Annotated in this window: 19 protein-coding genes; 5 read left to right on the forward strand and 14 right to left on the reverse strand. The window is 47.3% G+C overall.

Annotation, left to right across the window (positions count from 1 at the left end; translation table 11 throughout):
* Positions 1-427, forward strand: a 427-nt coding sequence (locus PLA23_RS02915; protein WP_502883590.1) for an ATP-binding cassette domain-containing protein, incomplete at its 5' end; no start/stop codon positions are given.
* On the opposite strand, the gene PLA23_RS02920 is transcribed toward PLA23_RS02915, so the two are convergent.
* The 5 genes from PLA23_RS02920 to dinB form a co-directional block, all read right to left on the reverse strand.
* Entirely contained in the window at positions 428-1,474 is a 1,047-nt protein-coding gene (locus PLA23_RS02920; protein WP_324330631.1) for a 6-phosphofructokinase, read from the reverse strand. It abuts the gene before it with no gap.
* The gene (locus PLA23_RS02925; RefSeq protein ID WP_324330629.1) at positions 1,467-2,375 is read right to left on the reverse strand and encodes a beta/alpha barrel domain-containing protein; all 909 of its coding nucleotides are present in this window, start codon (positions 2,373-2,375) and stop codon (positions 1,467-1,469) included. Before PLA23_RS02925 ends, PLA23_RS02920 begins: the two co-directional genes overlap by 8 nt.
* 82 nt (positions 2,376-2,457) lie before the next feature.
* Positions 2,458-2,700, reverse strand: coding sequence for a hypothetical protein (locus PLA23_RS02930; protein WP_324330627.1), 243 nt, complete (start codon positions 2,698-2,700; stop codon positions 2,458-2,460).
* 58 nt (positions 2,701-2,758) lie between these two features.
* Positions 2,759-3,061 carry a hypothetical protein gene (locus tag PLA23_RS02935; protein ID WP_324330625.1) on the reverse strand — a complete coding sequence of 101 codons (303 nt, stop codon included), beginning with the start codon at positions 3,059-3,061 and terminating at the stop codon, positions 2,759-2,761.
* Between the two features lie 121 nt (positions 3,062-3,182).
* On the reverse strand, positions 3,183-4,361 hold the full coding sequence (dinB, locus tag PLA23_RS02940) for a DNA polymerase IV (protein WP_324473950.1): 1,179 nt from the start codon (positions 4,359-4,361) through the stop codon (positions 3,183-3,185).
* Between the two features lie 487 nt (positions 4,362-4,848).
* Here dinB and PLA23_RS02945 point away from each other — a divergent pair, with 487 nt between their 5' ends.
* Positions 4,849-5,019: a hypothetical protein gene (locus PLA23_RS02945; RefSeq protein ID WP_324473952.1), complete on the forward strand. Its 171-nt coding sequence runs from the start codon at positions 4,849-4,851 to the stop codon at positions 5,017-5,019.
* Between the two features lie 50 nt (positions 5,020-5,069).
* Entirely contained in the window at positions 5,070-7,133 is a 2,064-nt protein-coding gene (locus PLA23_RS02950) for an acetate--CoA ligase family protein (protein ID WP_324473954.1), read from the forward strand.
* A 7-nt stretch (positions 7,134-7,140) separates the two neighbouring features.
* On the opposite strand, the gene PLA23_RS02955 is transcribed toward PLA23_RS02950, so the two are convergent.
* From PLA23_RS02955 to PLA23_RS02970, 4 genes are all read right to left on the reverse strand, one after another.
* Positions 7,141-7,794, reverse strand: a complete 654-nt coding sequence (locus tag PLA23_RS02955) for a response regulator (RefSeq protein ID WP_324329158.1) — start codon at positions 7,792-7,794, stop codon at positions 7,141-7,143.
* 173 nt (positions 7,795-7,967) lie between these two features.
* Complete coding sequence (locus PLA23_RS02960; protein WP_502883591.1) at positions 7,968-8,249, reverse strand: DUF8196 domain-containing protein; 282 nt, start codon at positions 8,247-8,249, stop codon at positions 7,968-7,970.
* 145 nt (positions 8,250-8,394) lie between these two features.
* A complete protein-coding gene (locus tag PLA23_RS02965; protein WP_324329160.1) occupies positions 8,395-8,532 on the reverse strand; it encodes a hypothetical protein in 138 nt (45 codons plus the stop codon).
* 167 nt (positions 8,533-8,699) lie between these two features.
* The gene (locus PLA23_RS02970; RefSeq protein WP_324329161.1) at positions 8,700-9,374 is read right to left on the reverse strand and encodes a ferric reductase-like transmembrane domain-containing protein; all 675 of its coding nucleotides are present in this window, start codon (positions 9,372-9,374) and stop codon (positions 8,700-8,702) included.
* A 90-nt stretch (positions 9,375-9,464) separates the two neighbouring features.
* Between PLA23_RS02970 and PLA23_RS02975 the strand changes: the two genes are divergently transcribed.
* Both PLA23_RS02975 and PLA23_RS02980 read left to right on the forward strand, forming a co-directional pair.
* The gene (locus PLA23_RS02975; RefSeq protein ID WP_324329163.1) at positions 9,465-10,169 is read left to right on the forward strand and encodes an endonuclease III domain-containing protein; all 705 of its coding nucleotides are present in this window, start codon (positions 9,465-9,467) and stop codon (positions 10,167-10,169) included.
* A gap of 5 nt (positions 10,170-10,174) precedes the next feature.
* On the forward strand, positions 10,175-11,158 hold the full coding sequence (locus tag PLA23_RS02980) for a DUF7544 domain-containing protein (RefSeq protein WP_324329165.1): 984 nt from the start codon (positions 10,175-10,177) through the stop codon (positions 11,156-11,158).
* On the opposite strand, the gene PLA23_RS02985 is transcribed toward PLA23_RS02980, so the two are convergent.
* The 5 genes from PLA23_RS02985 to PLA23_RS03005 form a co-directional block, all read right to left on the reverse strand.
* Positions 11,133-11,978 carry an energy-coupling factor transporter transmembrane component T family protein gene (locus PLA23_RS02985; protein ID WP_324473956.1) on the reverse strand — a complete coding sequence of 282 codons (846 nt, stop codon included), beginning with the start codon at positions 11,976-11,978 and terminating at the stop codon, positions 11,133-11,135. The genes PLA23_RS02980 and PLA23_RS02985 overlap by 26 nt on opposite strands.
* Positions 11,975-12,808 (reverse strand): ATP-binding cassette domain-containing protein, encoded by an 834-nt coding sequence (locus PLA23_RS02990; RefSeq protein ID WP_324473958.1) that lies wholly within the window; start codon positions 12,806-12,808, stop codon positions 11,975-11,977. Before PLA23_RS02990 ends, PLA23_RS02985 begins: the two co-directional genes overlap by 4 nt.
* Positions 12,809-12,947: 139 nt before the next feature.
* A complete protein-coding gene (locus PLA23_RS02995) occupies positions 12,948-13,292 on the reverse strand; it encodes a PDGLE domain-containing protein (RefSeq protein WP_324329171.1) in 345 nt (114 codons plus the stop codon).
* A complete protein-coding gene (gene cbiM / locus PLA23_RS03000; RefSeq protein WP_324329173.1) occupies positions 13,289-13,930 on the reverse strand; it encodes a cobalt transporter CbiM in 642 nt (213 codons plus the stop codon). Before cbiM ends, PLA23_RS02995 begins: the two co-directional genes overlap by 4 nt.
* 122 nt (positions 13,931-14,052) lie before the next feature.
* Positions 14,053-17,544, reverse strand: a 3,492-nt coding sequence (locus tag PLA23_RS03005; protein ID WP_324473960.1) for a PAS domain S-box protein, incomplete at its 5' end; no start/stop codon positions are given.

A 17,544-nucleotide genomic window follows, 5' to 3' on the forward strand; every position in this document is an offset into this window, starting at 1 on the left:
CCTTATCTATGATGAACCAGGATCAGGCCTTGACCCGATGACAACCAGATTTATCATCGAATATCTCAAGCAACTGAGAATGCAGGGAAAAACCATCATCCTCTCTGCCCATAATCTGGCCCAGGTGGAAGAGATCTGTGACCATGTCATGATCCTCAGGCGGGGAAAGGTGGTGGTGTTTGGCACGATGCCTGAGCTGCGCGAGCAGTTTGGTTCAATCAGATACGAGATATGGTTCATCTGGCCTGAAGAATCAACACCCTCCATCCCGGCTGAACGCTCAGGAAACCTGTGGATGTCTGTTGCTCACTCCATTGAGGCACTCAATGAGATTACCAGTACCATCACCGCAAGCGGGGGTACAGTCGAACGAATCGAGTCAAAATACCCATCTCTGGAAGAGATTCTGGTAAAAATTGGAAAGTAACTAGTAAAAGATGCGGGCCATCTCGTAAAGCTCAGGATCTACCTTTTTCTGGGTAATGGCATCGCTCAGGGGGACAGGTACAATTTTATCTCCATGAAGGGCGACCATAACCCCATATTTTCCCTCATGAATCTGTTGAACCGCCTTCACACCATACCTGGTTGCAAGGACACGGTCATGAGCCGTTGGAGAACCGCCCCGTTGCACATGACCAAGAACCGTCACCCGGGTCTCCGAACCAACCCGTTCTTCGATTGCACGACCAAGCAGATGACCGATGCCACCGAGTTGTTCGTGCCCGAAATCGTCAACTTTTGAGGAGGCTGTGACAAAATGAGCCATATCAGTCGGTTTTGCTCCTTCTGCAATAACGACAATTGAGAACTTTTTTCCCCGCTCACGCCTCTTCTTCAGGCCTTCACAGACATCATCGATATCAAAAGGAACTTCAGGGATCAGAATCTGATCTGCACCACCGGCTATCCCTGCTATCGTCGCTATCCACCCGGCATGCCGGCCCATCACCTCGAGCACCATAATCCGGTGATGCGACTCTGCTGTGGTATGAAGCCGATCAATGGCATCGGTGACAATTGAAACAGCCGTATCAAACCCAAAGGTATAATCAGTTCCCGAGAGGTCATTATCTATCGTCTTTGGTATCCCGACCACCGGAATATTCATCTGATGGAGCCGGGTTGCAACACTGAGGGTATCATCCCCGCCAACGGCTACAACCGCATCAATTCCGAACCGTTTCAGATTCGTCAGCATCTGCTGCGTCTGTTCCTGGCTTTTTAAGGGGTTGGTGCGTGATGTACCAAGTATGGTGCCACCTTTTGGCAGAATACCGGTTACTGAAAACTCAGTCAGGGGCTCTACATCCCCTTCAACAATACCCTTCCATCCGTTCCGAATCCCGATGACTGAGTAGCCATAAAGATGTGCGGTCTTTACCACTGCACGAATGACCGCATTCAGACCAGGGCAGTCCCCTCCCCCGGTCAGAATCCCTATCGTTTTAATTTTATCAGCAGTATCAGCCATGATAAATCTTAATCGCTTCTTCCACACTTGCCCCATCCACGGTTATGGCGTAGATGGCATTACACATCCGAACCGCTTCATCAAGTGGTTTCTGATGGATATTCCTTCCTGTTGCATTACCACAACATCCGCCGATATGGATCTGCTCCCACAGCTGGGTCAGAAATGTTGCCGGATCAACACTGGAGCCGCCTGCACAGACCACCTTGGTCCGCCCTGCCGCAAGCGTTGCCTCCCTGATAAGTTCTGCTGATGATGCTCCCTCTCCTTTCGGCGGATTTACCTTGACAAAGTCAGAACCCAGACAGGCAGCGACCCCGGCAGCACCGGCGATAAGGTGTGGATCCTTCTCATTTTTAACCGCTTTTCCCCGGGGATAGATCCAGAGTACGGTGACGAGTCCGTTCTGATGTGCTTCAAAAATGGCCTGTGCAGCAGCACTGAGCATGGCAGATTCATATTCTGAGCCAAGGTAAATGGTATATCCAATACCGAGAATGTTCAGTTTACTGCTCTTTTTAAATGCAACTACCTGTTCGACGGTATTTAGCAGATTTGAAAAGGGTTCATGCTGCGCAGTCGGGACCAGATGGGTCTTGGAGTTGATCTTAATCAGATAGGGAATCTTGGGATAATCGGCACCATATTTTGCAATAAGACCGAGCTGTGTTGCAAAGCATCCGATCTTTGCTTTTGCTGCTATTCTGAAGAGATGCTCAGGATCATGATCATCAGGATGAATTCCCTCGCCATAGAAGTCATCGTTCAGATGCTCAATCTTCTGGTCCCCGGCAAAAAGCATCAACCGGCCGGAATCATGAGTAATCGTTTTCAAATTCCGGATATACGTATCCTGCTCACTTTTCGGAACATCAAGAGGAACAGCAAAGCCTTTGCTCATGCCTTTTTCTCTCACTTTTCGGAGAGATAAACATTCCTTTGCTCCCTCACTTACGGGGTGTAAAGAGGAGTGCGAAAAAATATTATCTGACCTGAATTACCTTTTCTTCGCTATTCCGAAGCCGGGTACGGATCCAAGTCATGGCATCCAGTTTATTTTTAAATGCCGCTATGTTTACCTGTTCGCCATCCTTCAGCTGGGCACGAAGGATCGCCTTTTCAACGACAACCTGCCCTTTCCTTTCCTTCGTTACTTCGACGACGAGGAATTTCTGGATATAGTCCAGGTTTATTACCTGGGTTCCAACATCAAGCCATTTGGGCATATATAGATCCGACAGTCAGCGAAAAGGGATACACTTTGGTTCTGCGTATGCAGAAACGTCACTTCATAATACGATCTCGTGCCTGGTTAATAAACTCTCCACCCTCACGCCGGATATCTTCGCAGATCCGGATGAGGTCTCCGGTAATCTGGTCAAGTTTTCTGCCCAGGTGTTGTCTTCCTTCCTGGGTGCCGATGAGATCACCACCTGCCGCAAGCAATTCATCAATGCCCCGGCCAATCTGACCGGCCGCTGAACGGAGCCTGGTTTCAATATCATCCTGATTATCAGCTGAAGACGGGACGTGGCTTTCTTCCTCAACCCACCTTCCCTTCTCAAAATGTCCCCCTGAATCTCCCATACTATTATGTCTCTTTAATAAAGGTATCAATCCTTGTGTTTGTGTATTCAGGTTTTTGGCCTCATGGTACCGCCAGTCAGGGTACCGGCCGGTTCACCTGCCGGAATACAGAGCAGGGAGTTTAAAAATCAAAGAGGGTGCGCTGAACCGGATCATGATGAACAAGTCCGGATACCCTAATCCCAATCAGACGAACCGGAGTCATATCCCACATCTCAGCAAAGAGGGTGTCGATTGCGTTTTCAATAATCCTGACCTCACGGGTCGGTTGTATAAGGGTAACTGACCTGGTTTTCGTGATAAAACCAGAATCGCGAATCCGGAGGCCGATGGTGCGCGAGTAGCTATCCCGTCTTTCCAGCTCATGACAGACAGAAAGAACCATCTCATGAAGTGAGGAGAGGATCTCATCCGGAGAGAGTGAATCCTTTAAAAACGTATGTTCACGACTGATTGATTTCCGTTTTCCGGATGTACGCAGACCCTCCCGGTCAAGACCTCGTGCAATCTCGGAAAGCCTGACGGCATGGGACCCAAATAAATCCTGTAAGATCTGAATATCACACCTGGCAATATCTCCGACGGTGAGTATTCCGATGCTCGCCAGTACCGCAACGGATCTCTTTCCAATACCCGGAATTTTGCCCACTGGAAGCGGATGCAAAAATGAAAGGAGATCCTCTGGAGGGATTATCACACACCCGTCCGGCTTTTGCTGCTCTGATGCCATCTTTGCATATATGCGTGAGGGCCCAAGCCCGACTGAGCAGGTCAGTCCCTCCTGCTCACGGATGACCTGCTTTATATCTTCTGCATGTGAGCTGGCACGAACATATGACTGATCACCGGTCAGATCACAATATGCCTCATCAATAGATACCTGCTCGATCTCCGGGGTCATGCTTTTGAGAATCTGCATTATCCTGGATGAGACTGCAGCATAGAGCGCCATCCTGGGCCGAATAAAGACCGCATGAGGACAGAGGTGATATGCCTGTGATATCGGCATACCCGAGTGCAGACCATACGCCCGTGCCTCATACGAACAGGTACTTACCACCCCGCGGCCTGTTCCGTGCATGGGATCTGCACCAACCACAACCGGCCGTCCGGAGAGTGACGGATTGTCCCGGATCTCAACCGAGGCATAAAACGAATCCATGTCAAGGTGGAGTATGATCTTCCCGTCGCCCATTTCAGTGTTGATCCCTATCTGATTCTCATGCATGATCCTTGAGCTTTTTACTGGAAACTGTGCCTCTGCGAAAGTGAACCTGAAAATTTTTACTCCTATTCTCATCAGATTATCTGAAAATAATCGATATAATATCCCTGATGCAATCCTGAGTTTTCCTGTTTTTCACTTTCACCCTGTTTCCTATAGCCTCATATACCCGGACAAACGGACGTGTATAGTGTGCAGAGAAAAACCGGAACGGTCCCCTGAATTGGTAATCCTCCAAGCCCCCCCCACATGCCAAACACCCCCACCTGACATTCACCGTCTCCGGGAGCACACCTGCACAAAATATTTTCTCTGAATTCACTCAATAAAAGTCACCCAATTTTTCGACAAACCGAAACGAATACCCATGACCGCATACAACCCATAGATACGAGACACATACACCGCCCGACCGGGCACATTTTATGAGGAACGATATGACGGAAATCAGCAGTTCCGGATGTACTCCGGATAAATGTGGTAATTGTCCAGGATGTGGAGGAGACGTTATTGAAAAGATTGTGCTCAGGGTGGAATGGAAACATAAAGGAGCAACACCGGAGTGGAACTTATTTATATCAATAATTCCTATGAGGCAGCCATACCAGAAAATTCATCCGCATTCTTTATTAATGGTCACCCGCTCTCAGATATTGTCGACCTTCCCGAGGGGCCAGTGGCAAAAGAACTTCTCAGAAAAGGAATTTTTCAGGCACTCCTTCGGAATCTCTAAGAGATAACCCTTATCTCATTCTTACTCTATAATCAACTTCAGGAAAAACCATGGAGAAAAAACTCCTCCCTGAATACGAAGCATACCAGATATTACGCGAGCACGGAATTCCTGTTCCAGAATTTTTCTTTGCACCATCTCATGAGGATGCGGTAAAAGCCGCAGAAAAACTGGGGTATCCGGTCGTTATTAAAATCGTCTCTCCCCAGGTCATTCACAAGTCAGATGCGGGGGGAGTTGCACTCAATCTCTCCTGCCCTGATGCAGTACGGGACGCGCTGATCCAGATGGATAGCAAGGTACAGAACACCGTTTTGGATGCTGAGATCTCCGGATATATGGTTGTTCAGGAGGCACCACCCGGAACAGAGTTTTTAATCGGAGGACGGATTGATCCTTCATTTGGTAAGATCATAACCGTCGGTATGGGAGGTATCCTGGTTGAGCTACTCCATGACTTTTCCATGCGGGTGCTTCCAGTCACCCCTGATGAATACCGGGATATGATTCGGGAAATGAGCGGATACAAGCTCATTTCAGGATTTCGGGGAAGAAAACCACTGGATGAAGATGCACTTGTCACACTCCTGCAAAAAGCCGGGACCATGTTCTTTGAAGATGACCGGATTATTGAGTTTGATATAAATCCCGTTATCCTTTATGAACAGGGGGCCTGTGCTGTTGATGCACGCATTTATACACAGACCGGTGAGATAGCACCGGCCGCAGCACGACCCGAGCTCCCTCCAGTCCCTGACATCCTACACCCCTCATCAATTGCCGTTGTGGGAGCCTCGCGAACTCCTGGGAAAGTAGGATATGCCGTCTTTCGAAATCTCCTGAACTTTAAGGGAAAACTGTACCCGGTCAATCCACAGGCAGAAGAGATCCTTGGTATTCCAGTGTATAAAACCATATCAGATATCCCTGAACCAGTTGAGATGGTGGTTGTGGCCATCCCTGCACCAAAGGTCCCGGAGATCGTCCATGAAGCAGGTCTGCGTGGAGTAAAAGTGGCGGTCATCCTTACCGCCGGATTTAGGGAAACCGGGGAGGAAGGGAAGAAGATCGAGGATGAACTGCTTCGTGTGGCGCGGGAGACAGGAATCAGGATTGTAGGACCGAACTGTCTGGGAATTATCATACCGCCCCTGGAACTGAATGCAACCTTTGATGTCCAGTCGCCCCTGTCCGGTCAGATCGGATTTATCTCCCAGAGTGGTGCGATCATCACAACCGTTCTTGACTGGTCCATATCACGTCGTATCGGATTTTCTTCAGTCATCAGTGTGGGAAACCAGAGTGATATGGGCTTTCTTGAATACCTGCAGGTACTGGATCAGGATCCGACCACCTATGCAATTATTCTGTACGTGGAGGAGATTCGGGACGGGAGGGATTTTATCAGGTACGCTGCAACCATGCGGGGACGAAAACCGGTTATTGCATTAAAATCCGGATCATCAGTTCGGGGTCGGGAGGCGGCCTCGTCACATACCGGATCGCTCGCGGGCAGCTTTGAGACATATATTGCCGCATTCAGACAGGCGGGAGTCATTCCGGCATTCTCCTTAAGCGAGGCGTTTGATATCGCCCGGCTCGTTGTCTCGGAAGGATACCCCCGAGGGAAACGAACAATAATCCTTACCAATGCCGGCGGCTTTGGAGTACTGGCTTCAGATTACGCAGAAAAATATGGCCTTGAGATGATCAACCTGCCTGATGTGGTCTATGAGGAGTTAAACAAGCTCCTCCCTGATCTCTGGTCACACAAAAATCCGGTTGATCTGCTTGGTGACAGCAATGCGTCCCGATTTGCCCGGGTCTTTGACATTCTTATTAAATACCAGAACTTCTGGGACATAGCGGTAGTCATAACCGCTCCGGTGGCTCTGATGGACCCCAAAAACCTTGCTCATGAGATGATCCGTCTCTCCCGGTTTACACGATCGATGGTGGTTGGATGCCTCCTTGGCGGGGATTCCATGAAAGCTGCCATTGACATGCTGGGTGAGGCACACATTCCTAACTACCAGGATCTTCAGGATGCCTTCAGGGCCGTGGGATCTATCATCTCATCATGTGTAGTAAACGGATGTAATGAAGAAGAGTAACAAAGTTTTAAGGAGAACTCTTTACAAGCGGTTTCAGACCACTCATGGTACCAATCTCTTTTTGGAGTTCATCATATTCCCGCTCAAGACGACGGAGAAACTCTGAATATTCATCCGGTCCATATGTGTCGTTTTCTTCTGCCGGGTTATGATTCCCATATCGTTCTTCAAGGATGATCAGAAGTTTTCTGGCTACCTCAATCGTCCGATAGAGCCGGGCGAACTTTCGTATCTTCTCTTCAGGCAATCCGGCGCGCAATCCATGGTTTATTATCTCTTCTATTGATTTGACTTTCTCAAGCGCAGACGTGATATGATCAATGCACCGTTTCGGCGTAACGGGTTTCATGATGTAATCTTCGATGCAATACGAAAACTGTTCAGCTTCACGATAGGTAAGATTCTTACCTGTCTGCATGATAACCGGGATGTTCTTAAGCTCCTCAATACGTTTCAGCCGGTTCAGCGTCTCCCATCCATCCATTGGTTCCATCATCATATCCAGAAGAATAATATCTGGACGATAGTGGGTACTGAGCAGATCCAGACACTCCTGCCCGCCAAGAACCCCCTCAGTTTTAAACCCATATTTATTGAGACCTATAACAAATAACTCATTTAAGGCGGGTTCATCATCGACAATCAATACATGTGGAGGCATGAGGGTCATTGTCTCATGAAACTGGTATGCCATCCTGTGCATTAAATTATACCCTACTGATCGCAAGATTATGGTCTCATGACTCCACATCATACTGCACCATGCATCGATCTGACTGGTGCACTTATCATACCGGAACGGGAACCCGATACACAAAAAAAGCAGGAGAATGATCACCAGGACTTATGCACAAAATTGTCCGCATTTACGATACTGGCACTATCTCCAGTAGCCCGGATCACAAATAGTCCGTTTTTCTCAGCCATAGCTCTCGCCCCTGCATCTTCTGACATGAAAGCGACAGCTCCATAGATCTTCTTGTCAGCGTACTCCGGCATCCATTTCTTTGCCTGCTGTAACTTCCTGAGAAAATGTTTGATGTCTTCCGGTCTGGGTGTGGTTTTTACCTCAACAATGACAACTTCAGCTCCATTGATGGCAATGATATCAAACACATAATCGATTCCGTCACGCCTGCCAGACCTCCGTTTTATGGTATCGGTGACCTCTATACCCAGCTGATTCAGGATTTTAATAATATCTCCTTCTACCAGGGATTCGACTAATTTTCCCCACTGGAAAGTGAATAGTTGCTCTCATTTATTGATCTTTATCTGTCTCCTGTAATTTTTTATCAGTTTCCTGAAACATGAACCAGACCTTTTCAAAGGAGAGCGGACCATCAATGGTATTCTGATCTGATGATGGTGCTGATTTCGGCTTTGACGTCGGAGCCATATCTGAATACATCACTCGTACTATGAGGTTTTATGGGTTTTGGAACTTGAAGAGTCACCCCTTTTCATGAAGTCATCCTTTTAACGTAACGACATAGCAATCCCCAATCCATATCAAACGCTTTTTTGGGGGAAAAACCATGCAATCAGACGACAGTGCATATCGTTTCAATTCCTTTGTTCATCTTTGGCACTCCTGTTGATCTGCTCTTCTGATGCACCGGTCAGTCGCAGGGATGTATGGCTCTCATCACCGTTTTTCCTTCTTCGACGGATTCGCACCATGACAAAGGTAAGACCAACCAAAAGGGCCAGCCCGTTGATTATTACCGAAACTATCGGATTGACCATCGTCTGGCCGATGAGATTTGCATGCACCACCGCGAGTATGAGAGCCGGATATATCAGACCATGAATAAATCTCCACCGGTTTTTTAGAGCCATTCTGAAAATACCGGCACAAAAGGCCAGATAGATCAGAATAAATGCAATTCGCCCGCCTGTTGCCAGAAAATCATAGAGCGAAGAGGTATCAGGAATAAAAACACCAGGATTCAAAGCCAGGTATGCGTAGAGGACCGGATGCAGGGTAATAAGAATAAGCCCGCCTATCGCAAAGATATGATGAATTTTGAGAAAAGGCTTTCCAAACTGTGATTTCACCGCATTCTTATTCATGTTCAGAAGAGCGCCAAAAGATAATGAGATAAAACCCCATACCCCTGCAATCCGTATAAGAGTATACAAAGACCATGAGGTCTCAGACCCAGCGATAATGAAGAGGGGGATGATGAAAAGTATGAGTATGCCACAAAAGAGGATAATACGAATCCGCGAGTCCATACAGTATTAGGAGTATTCGAAACGTATGATACCTCTGTAACCATGCTGGTTATTGTGTAATCCATTCCATATTCTATGTGAATTAATAAAATGAAGGAATGGAACGGACCAGACCTTGTGATATGGTATACTGCTCTTCGGAATATATTTGGTCCCCGGAACTGGTGGCCTGCTGATTCTGCATTTGAGACGATTATTGGTGCCGTTTTAGCCCAGAATGTATCATGGAACGGCGCTTATCAGGCGGTCTGTGCACTCAAAGAAGCAGGGCTTATGGATGCACATGCATTGATTCAGGCCGGACCGGATACAATTGCTCCCCTGATCCGATCATCGCGTTATTATAACCAGAAAGCACAGCGGATCATCGTATTTCTTACTTGGTTTTTTGAGAACTGCAATGGGGATATCAGCCAGATGGCATCCCGTGACCTTGGACAGATCAGAGAGGAACTTCTTAATCTTTCAGGGTTTGGACCAGAGACGGTTGATTCGATACTCTTATATGCTCTTGAAAAACCGGTTTTTGTAGTCGATGCATATACCCGGCGGATCGGGTACCGACAGGGATGGTTCCATGAACAGGCATCCTATGCGGATATGCAACAATTCTTCATGGATCGGTTATCCCCGGATGTCCCGTTATATAATGACTTTCATGCCCAGATCGTATACCTTGGGAATACAATCTGTAAAAAAACACCCCAGTGTACAGCCTGTCCGGTTCAGACAATTTCCCGTAGGCATCAGTGTCAGTATGCACTGAATATGAGCAGATCTGCTCCTGACAGGTGATGGTGGTGAGTGAATATCTGGCCATTCTTGCACTCTCTCCGGCTGTACGGTATACCATCAGGCGGTTCTGGCCGATGAAGCCAGGTCAGATTGTACGTCTTCTCATCATCTCCTTCTTCATCGGGGCATGGATTTCAAGTCCGGTTCCAGATCTATCATATGGAGATATTCCCTTTCTCATGGAATCAAAAGGAGATATAATCGCGAACGGGACGTCCATGATTGCAACAGTCATGACCGGACTTCTCCTCATTTTACTGGGATATGCCCTCTTCAGTTCCATATTCCAGTTCATATTCGTAGATTACCTCTCATCTGAAACAAAACAGATACTTCCCTCACTTTGGGCCCGAACAGGAATGGGCATCCGGCTGCTTGGATTTTACCTGGTCACTATTGCCATAATTGGAATCTGTGCCCTCATTGCAGTGATGACCATCGCTGTTCCGGTTCTCTCATCTCATCCTGATAATCCTGCGGTATTGTATATCGCTCTTTTGTATGCACTGGCCGGGCTTTTGATTTTGATCATTCCGGTATGGATGCTTACCATCATTACCACGGATTTTATTGTGCCAGTCATGATCGTTCATACCTGTGGCATTATTCGCGGCTGGTTTATTCTCCTTCAGGAAATACGGGGGAAATGGGATGAGATGGGGATATATCTGATGATAAAAATCGGACTTACTCTCATGACCGGAATCATCCTTGGTATCCTGCTGGCCGGGTTGATGGAAGGGCTTGGGTTTTCATTGCTCATGATGATCCCCGGACTCTCTTCCTTTGAGGAAATTATGAGTACCGGGTTTATCCTGCCCTTTCTTCTAATGGCAGTCATCAGTCTCATTGTCATGACACCGGTGGTTACATTCCTGCGCTATTATGCCCTGGTCTTTTTACACCTTCTCTCTTCAGACTATTCTCTGCTTCAAGATGAGAAGAGTTCAGACGAGAGAAAGGTTACCCAAATATCGTATGATCCATAAGGGCGTAGGGATCATACCAGCAGAACAAAGGAACCAGGATGATAATAAATAGACAGGAGAACAGGAAGATCAGATCCGAACTATGCAGTGGTTTATCCCTGATAAAGATATAACTGTCACGCCCGTACCCCCTGCAGAGCATGCTGGCATAGGTCCTCTCCCCCTGCTCAAGTGATCTGATAAAGAGCGAACCCATCATGTATCCCATATTGACGATTCGGTACCGGTACGGCAACCGGTGGTCAAATGGATCAAACAACCGTGCCTTTAAAGCATCGGTCACCTTCCGGTAGATGGTGCCAAAGACAAAAAGATACCGAATCATCATACCCAGCGCAAGAATCAATTCAGGAGGGGCTTTTAACCGGCCTGCTGCCTCAAGGAGGTCCTGAAGCGATGAGGTCGATGACAGCAGGACGATAAACGAATAACAGACAAGAAATTTGACAAGCAGAATGGTTGCAAATTGAACCGACTCATAGAATACCTGGATACCAAAGGGGAGCTCAAGCAGCGTGTGGTAGTCAGTATAGTACCGGTTCTTAAAAAAGATCTGAAATCCACAGAGCATAAATCCAAAGGGAAGGGCAATAAACAACCGACGAATGTAGACCATCACCGGGATACCGGAGAGGATCCAGAGAACGAGAAAAAGAACAAAAAAGATGGCGGATACTGTATAGACAACCGGTGAATACGGGACAGCAACAAGTGCAACAATCGCAGCAATGCAGATGATGATCTTCACCCGTGCATCCAGAGAATGGATAAGACTTGTTCTGGATGTCACCTGCTCAAGATCAAATAAGTCTTCAATCATGCAATCTTTCCAAAGGCTTTTAAAAATGCAGCTTCAGCCTCCTGATAGGTATACCCCATATCTATGGCAACTCCCTTTGACCTTAGGAACAAGATAAGTTTTGGCAGGATAGGCAGATCAAGGCGGACACTGGTGAGAAGGTCAGGCTGTGAGAATATCTCGGCAACTGTTCCCTCGGCAACAAATGAACCGTTATTCATGACATAGATATATTCTGCCAGTTCTGCAACCAGGGAGATATCATGAGTTGAAAAGATCACAGTCATCCCATATTTGACCGATACTTCCCGGATAAACCGGATAATCTCCCTGATTCCCTGTGGGTCAAGGCCTGCAGTCGGTTCATCCAGAACCAGTACCTGCGGTTCCATCGCAATAATACCTGCTATTGCAACCCGTTTCTTCTCTCCACCAGACAGATGATGGGGAACTCGTGTCCGGTACTCTGACAAACCGACGGTCCGTAACGCTTCTGATACCCGGTGTCTGACCGCCTCATCATCAAGACCCATATTCGTCGGTCCAAATGCCACATCCTGCTCAACGGTTGGCGAAAAGATCTGATCATCCGGGTTTTGAAAGACCAGCCCCACCGTCCGTCTCACCTCACGGATGTTCTCTTTCGTGATTGGCTCTCCCCTGATCAGGACCTTCCCGCTTGTTGGTTTTAAGACTCCGTTAAAATGCTTGAATAATGTACTTTTGCCGGCACCATTCGGGCCGATGATTGCAATTCTGGTATTTCTGGGAGCGATAAATGAGATATTTTTCAAGGCATGGATATTGCCCTTATAGGTATGACAGAGATCCTGCGTCTCGATGATGTGCATGATTTGGGTATCTCCTTTATGCGAGAGGGGAAAACCTGGGTTGGGTATTCAGTACTATGGATTACCACTGCTACAATAAAATAATACTGAAATAATTTCCGTAATACAATGAAAGAAAAAGAGAAAGATTTGGATGTAATTAGTACTGGCCTTGTTTACTCATTCTGATGATATATGACGCACCCAGTACCACAAGAAGGGTGAGCAAGGTTCCGACCACAATTGCAATCATGTTCCCTGTCGATCCCAGTTCTTCACCAAGGGAATAATCAGGCATGGGTGATTCATATGCAAAGGAACCGGTCCCGATAACCTCCGGATCTCCGTCTTCTGGTGAAAGGCCAGTGAGGTCTTTTTGTCCTGATACCACCAGTGCTGTGCTTTCAAGACCATCCGGGTCGCCTGATGCAAGGAAAACTGCAACGATACCGATTACGAGGGCAAGCAGAACGCCACCGATTAAGAACGTTTTATTATCAATCATGCTGATGTAACTCCGACTGATGTATCAACAAGGTCCGGACGGGCCATGGCAAGAACATAGATGATGACTGCTGTCACAATTCCTTCAATGACCCCGATGATGGCGTGGTATATCCCCATTGCCACAAGACCGGGAACAAGAGGGAACGTTCCTGCAATTGCCATCTCAATTGCACAGGCAAGTGCCGGGATAAGACAGGCAAGCCATGCAGCAAAAGCACTTGAAATATACGGGTTTTTCACCACTTTTAACAGACCCTGGAACGAGTAATACCCGACAAAACCACCGATTACACCCATATTCAGGATATTCGCACCCATTACCGTGATACCACCATCACCGAAAATGAATCCCTGGATGATAAGTACCAGCGTCAGGATGAAGACCGCGGCAAAGGGGGACCCCAGAACGATGGCTGCCAAGGCGCCGCCGACAAGATGGCCACTGGTTCCCATCGATACCGGCAGATTAAAACTCTGGAGGGCAAAGATACCAGCGGCAAGAACAGCAATCAGAGGGATTTTATCCTCGTTTAATTCAGATCTGGCCCACCGGACTGCAAGACCAAGAAATACAAGGGCAATAATCCAGTAGACTGCTGCCTGGGGAAGTGGAATAAACGCATCTGGAATATGCATAGAACTAACCAGCATTAGGTTCGTACGAATATTATAAAGATGTTACGAAATTGTGACCATTTTAAAAAATAATATCAAAAGTAGTCGCATGACCAGAAAAATTCTAATATTTCATGAATATCTTATGCATCATGCGCATGAAACCGATACATTCCTTCAGGAATGAGGAGACAGAACCGGGCACCTTCTCCACTTCTTCCAGCTTCATAAATGGTAATCCCCGAAAGGGAGAGTATCTCCCTTATTAGAAAGAGCCCAAGACCGGTATTCTTCCCATATCCCCGTTCAAAAATCCGGGTTTTGGCATCATCCGAGATGCCGGTCCCGTCATCCTCCCACACCACCATCAGCCGGGAATCTGGCTGTATCTCATACCTGACTGATATTGTGGTGACCTCTATTCCATGACGGAGGGTGTTATCCAGCAAATTTTCAAAGACTTTTGGCAGAAGCGGATCTGCATACATCTCGAGATTTTGAAGATCTATCATGACCTGTTTTCCTTCAAAGTCCAATTTTCGAAGGATCTCTTCGGGGCGTTGCCAGACAGGTGAATGGACACCGATCTCCTGATACGTTCTCGTAAATTCAATATGTTTCTTAATAAAGCCAACCGCTTGTGCTATCTTCTCAAGGAATTGTTCAATCTCCGGATCAAGTGAATTCTCCTGAAGAAGGGCCAGGTAACTCATGACAATATGAACTTGGTTTAATATGTCATGTCTGGTCACATTCGACAGGAGGTTGAGTTTCCGGTTTGATGCTGCAAGCGCTTTTACCGTCCCTTTTAGTGTCTCAGCGTACCTGGCGAGTTCTTCTTCACTTCGTTTCCGTTCGGTGACATCTGTCAAAACGGCAACGACCGCAGGCTTCCCTTCGTAGAGGATGCCGGTTGCCTGAACCTCTGCATCAATAGTCGAGTTGTCAGAACGCAGGATTCGGGTCTCGTACCGGGCAACCTTCTCTCCCCGCATCCTTCTTTCAGACTGATCCCTGACAAAGCCACGCATTTCAGGAACGATGAAATCCAGAATGTTCTTCCCGATAATATCTTCATATGTTGTCCGCATAGCCTGAAGCGAACTCTCATTCACATATAAAATGGTCCCGGACTGATCATAGATCAGAATATAATCTGGAAGACTGCTGATAAGGCCACGGTTAAAGTTCTCACTCTCTAAAAGTTTCTGCTCACTCTCTTTTCTTCTGGTAATATCAGTCACCGCACAGGCACACCCGAGCGGATGTCCTGCATCATCATATCCCGTTACCTTCCCTCTGAAATAGACCCAGATCCACCCTCCCTCCGGATGTTTCATCCGAATCTCATGTGACATACTATCAGGTCCGTCTTCTCCTAGTGAATCAAATAGAGATTGCAGTACGAAACGATCATCTTCATGCACATATGCAAGGATCTCAGAGAGCGGATACTCTTCCCGGTCCATTGGAAGGCCAAGCATCTGAATAAGCCGGGGTGAGATGGTGATGGTGTTATCCTGAACCTGGTACATAAAAAAGCCGTCATTACTGGCATCCATGATTCTGGCCAGTTTCTGTGTCAAAGACCGAAGCTCAGTTTCAATATGATGGCGTGCGGTGATGTCCTCAATCAGAATATAATACCCATCCCGGATCCCCGACACCGAAAACGTGACCGGCGTGACCATAATCCTGATATACAAAACATCAGTACCGGTATCCCTGAATTCCCCTCCGAATCCGGCCCTGGATACATCGTAGGTCATTTCAGCGGTAAATGCCTCCCGATTTTCAATTCTCTTCTTTATCGGATCAGGGATATTCGGATCATTCTTGTAGTGGTATCTGACTAGGGCGAGTGGATCTGTTATTCCAAACATGGATACCGCTGCCGGGTTTATCTGGATGATGGTGTCATCAGGGTCAAAGAGGATAATACCAATCGGACAGGTGACAAAGATGGCATTCAGCCGCTCCTCTGATACCCGGATCTCTTCCTGGGCCATCATCTGGGATGTTACATCCCTGCAGAGGCAGAAGAACGCCGATTTTCCATTCCATGATCCGGATGTAACCCTGGTCTCCATAATGGTTCGTGACCCGTCAGGCTGGGGGACGGCATATTTTACCGGCTGATTGTCATATGCCGCTTTTTCAAGGGGAAGGTACGTAAGATACGCTGTGTTACTCTCACAGACCTGACGCCCGATCAGTTCCTCTTTATAAAGCCCGGTCTTTCTGGAGACCTCCTCGTTTACCGCAAGGATCGTGGTGGTCGCCGCATCGATGACGATGACAAGATCACCGATGGATTGAACAAGATTTTCCAGATTTCTCCGTTCTTCATGTAATTGCTTCTGATCTGAAAGACGCTGAAGACCATTTCCAATCTCCCTTCCAATACCAAGCAGGACCTCCTGCTCCTCAATAGAGACTAGAGCAGGCCTGCTGCTGGTCAGATGGATAGAACCAATGATTCTCTCTCCAGATAAGACGGGTATAAATGCAGACCCGGCAATGCCCCATTTTTTGGCAAATTCGGGCATGATAAGAGAGAGATTATTAGTAAAGAGCGGTTTTCCTTCTTTATAAAGAAAGGCATAATCATCAGGGACGATCTCTTCTGTTTCCAGAATAAACTCCTGGGACAGACCTGAATTCGCAATCATCACCGGGTTTTTCCTGTCACCAGACAGAAGATAAAATGCCCCTCCTTCAAAGTGCAGAACCGATATAAGGGCAGAAAGGGAGAGATCGCAGAGGAGTGAGACAGAACCGGCCCTACCGGAGAGAGAGATAATTCTGCTCAGTATCTCAATCTTTCGTGCATATCGGCGTATCTCCTCTTCCTGATTTCTAAACCGGGTGATATCTTCAAATGCCCAGAGTGTTCTCTCTTCTTCGCCATCTTCTGACATCAGACGTCGAAATGCACGAATCACCCGTTTTCCGGTAAGATCAATGTCTCTGCATATGACATCAGGGTTTTTACATGCCTCAGGATTCCATGTGGAAATCAAGGGGCCTGAAAATCCTTCGGTAACGGAAAAAAAGTCCTGAAGGGTCGGGGGGCTTCCTTTTCTTGGTATCTCAGATATCAGATCAGGACCCCAGATATCCAGAAAATGTTTGTTGTGATAAACGATTTCAAGATCAGCACCCCTTGTTACACAAATACCAAACGGCAGCATACTGACAATCTCGGTCAGGAGTGATTCGGTCCAGCGAAGCCGTTTCTCTGTCTTTCTCTGATACGTGATGTCACGGATGACACATTGCATATACGCAACGGTCCCGTCATTGTTCCTGATGACACTGCCATCAATGAGGACCGTCACCGGTGCATTCTCTCCGTCGATGAGCACCAGTTCCAGACTGTGTTTGTGATCTGATTTAAGCACCTCCGTAAGGCATGCAAAGAAGCGTGGTTTGGACTCTTCATGGACGATCTCACTGAATGGAAGACCGATAACCGAATCACGGGAGCGTTTTAACAGGGTAAGCCAGGCACGGTTTACCTCGGTAATTCTTCCCTCCGGACTGATGACCATATGCCCGATGGGTGACTGATCAAAGAGGATACGAAAGCGTTCACGGCTTTCCTGAAGTTGCATCTCTGCTCTGACCCGGGG

The organism is Methanospirillum sp. (genome assembly GCF_035406105.1).
Classification (GTDB): domain Archaea; phylum Halobacteriota; class Methanomicrobia; order Methanomicrobiales; family Methanospirillaceae; genus Methanospirillum.

What these genes read in the sequence shown, in the direction of transcription:
- PLA23_RS02950 (WP_324473954.1), top strand. Translation starts at nt 5,070, where the DNA reads ATGGAGAAAAAACTCCTCCCTGAATACGAAGCATACCAGATATTACGC.
- PLA23_RS02995 (WP_324329171.1), bottom strand. Translation starts at nt 13,292, where the DNA reads ATGATTGATAATAAAACGTTCTTAATCGGTGGCGTTCTGCTTGCCCTC.
- PLA23_RS02955 (WP_324329158.1), bottom strand. Translation starts at nt 7,794, where the DNA reads ATGCCTCCACATGTATTGATTGTCGATGATGAACCCGCCTTAAATGAG.
- PLA23_RS02975 (WP_324329163.1), top strand. Translation starts at nt 9,465, where the DNA reads ATGAAGGAATGGAACGGACCAGACCTTGTGATATGGTATACTGCTCTT.
- PLA23_RS02985 (WP_324473956.1), bottom strand. Translation starts at nt 11,978, where the DNA reads ATGATTGAAGACTTATTTGATCTTGAGCAGGTGACATCCAGAACAAGT.
- PLA23_RS02935 (WP_324330625.1), bottom strand. Translation starts at nt 3,061, where the DNA reads ATGGGAGATTCAGGGGGACATTTTGAGAAGGGAAGGTGGGTTGAGGAA.
- cbiM (WP_324329173.1), bottom strand. Translation starts at nt 13,930, where the DNA reads ATGCATATTCCAGATGCGTTTATTCCACTTCCCCAGGCAGCAGTCTAC.
- PLA23_RS02965 (WP_324329160.1), bottom strand. Translation starts at nt 8,532, where the DNA reads ATGGCTCCGACGTCAAAGCCGAAATCAGCACCATCATCAGATCAGAAT.
- PLA23_RS02990 (WP_324473958.1), bottom strand. Translation starts at nt 12,808, where the DNA reads ATGCACATCATCGAGACGCAGGATCTCTGTCATACCTATAAGGGCAAT.
- PLA23_RS02925 (WP_324330629.1), bottom strand. Translation starts at nt 2,375, where the DNA reads ATGAGCAAAGGCTTTGCTGTTCCTCTTGATGTTCCGAAAAGTGAGCAG.
- PLA23_RS02920 (WP_324330631.1), bottom strand. Translation starts at nt 1,474, where the DNA reads ATGGCTGATACTGCTGATAAAATTAAAACGATAGGGATTCTGACCGGG.
- PLA23_RS02970 (WP_324329161.1), bottom strand. Translation starts at nt 9,374, where the DNA reads ATGGACTCGCGGATTCGTATTATCCTCTTTTGTGGCATACTCATACTT.
- dinB (WP_324473950.1), bottom strand. Translation starts at nt 4,361, where the DNA reads ATGAGAATAGGAGTAAAAATTTTCAGGTTCACTTTCGCAGAGGCACAG.
- PLA23_RS02930 (WP_324330627.1), bottom strand. Translation starts at nt 2,700, where the DNA reads ATGCCCAAATGGCTTGATGTTGGAACCCAGGTAATAAACCTGGACTAT.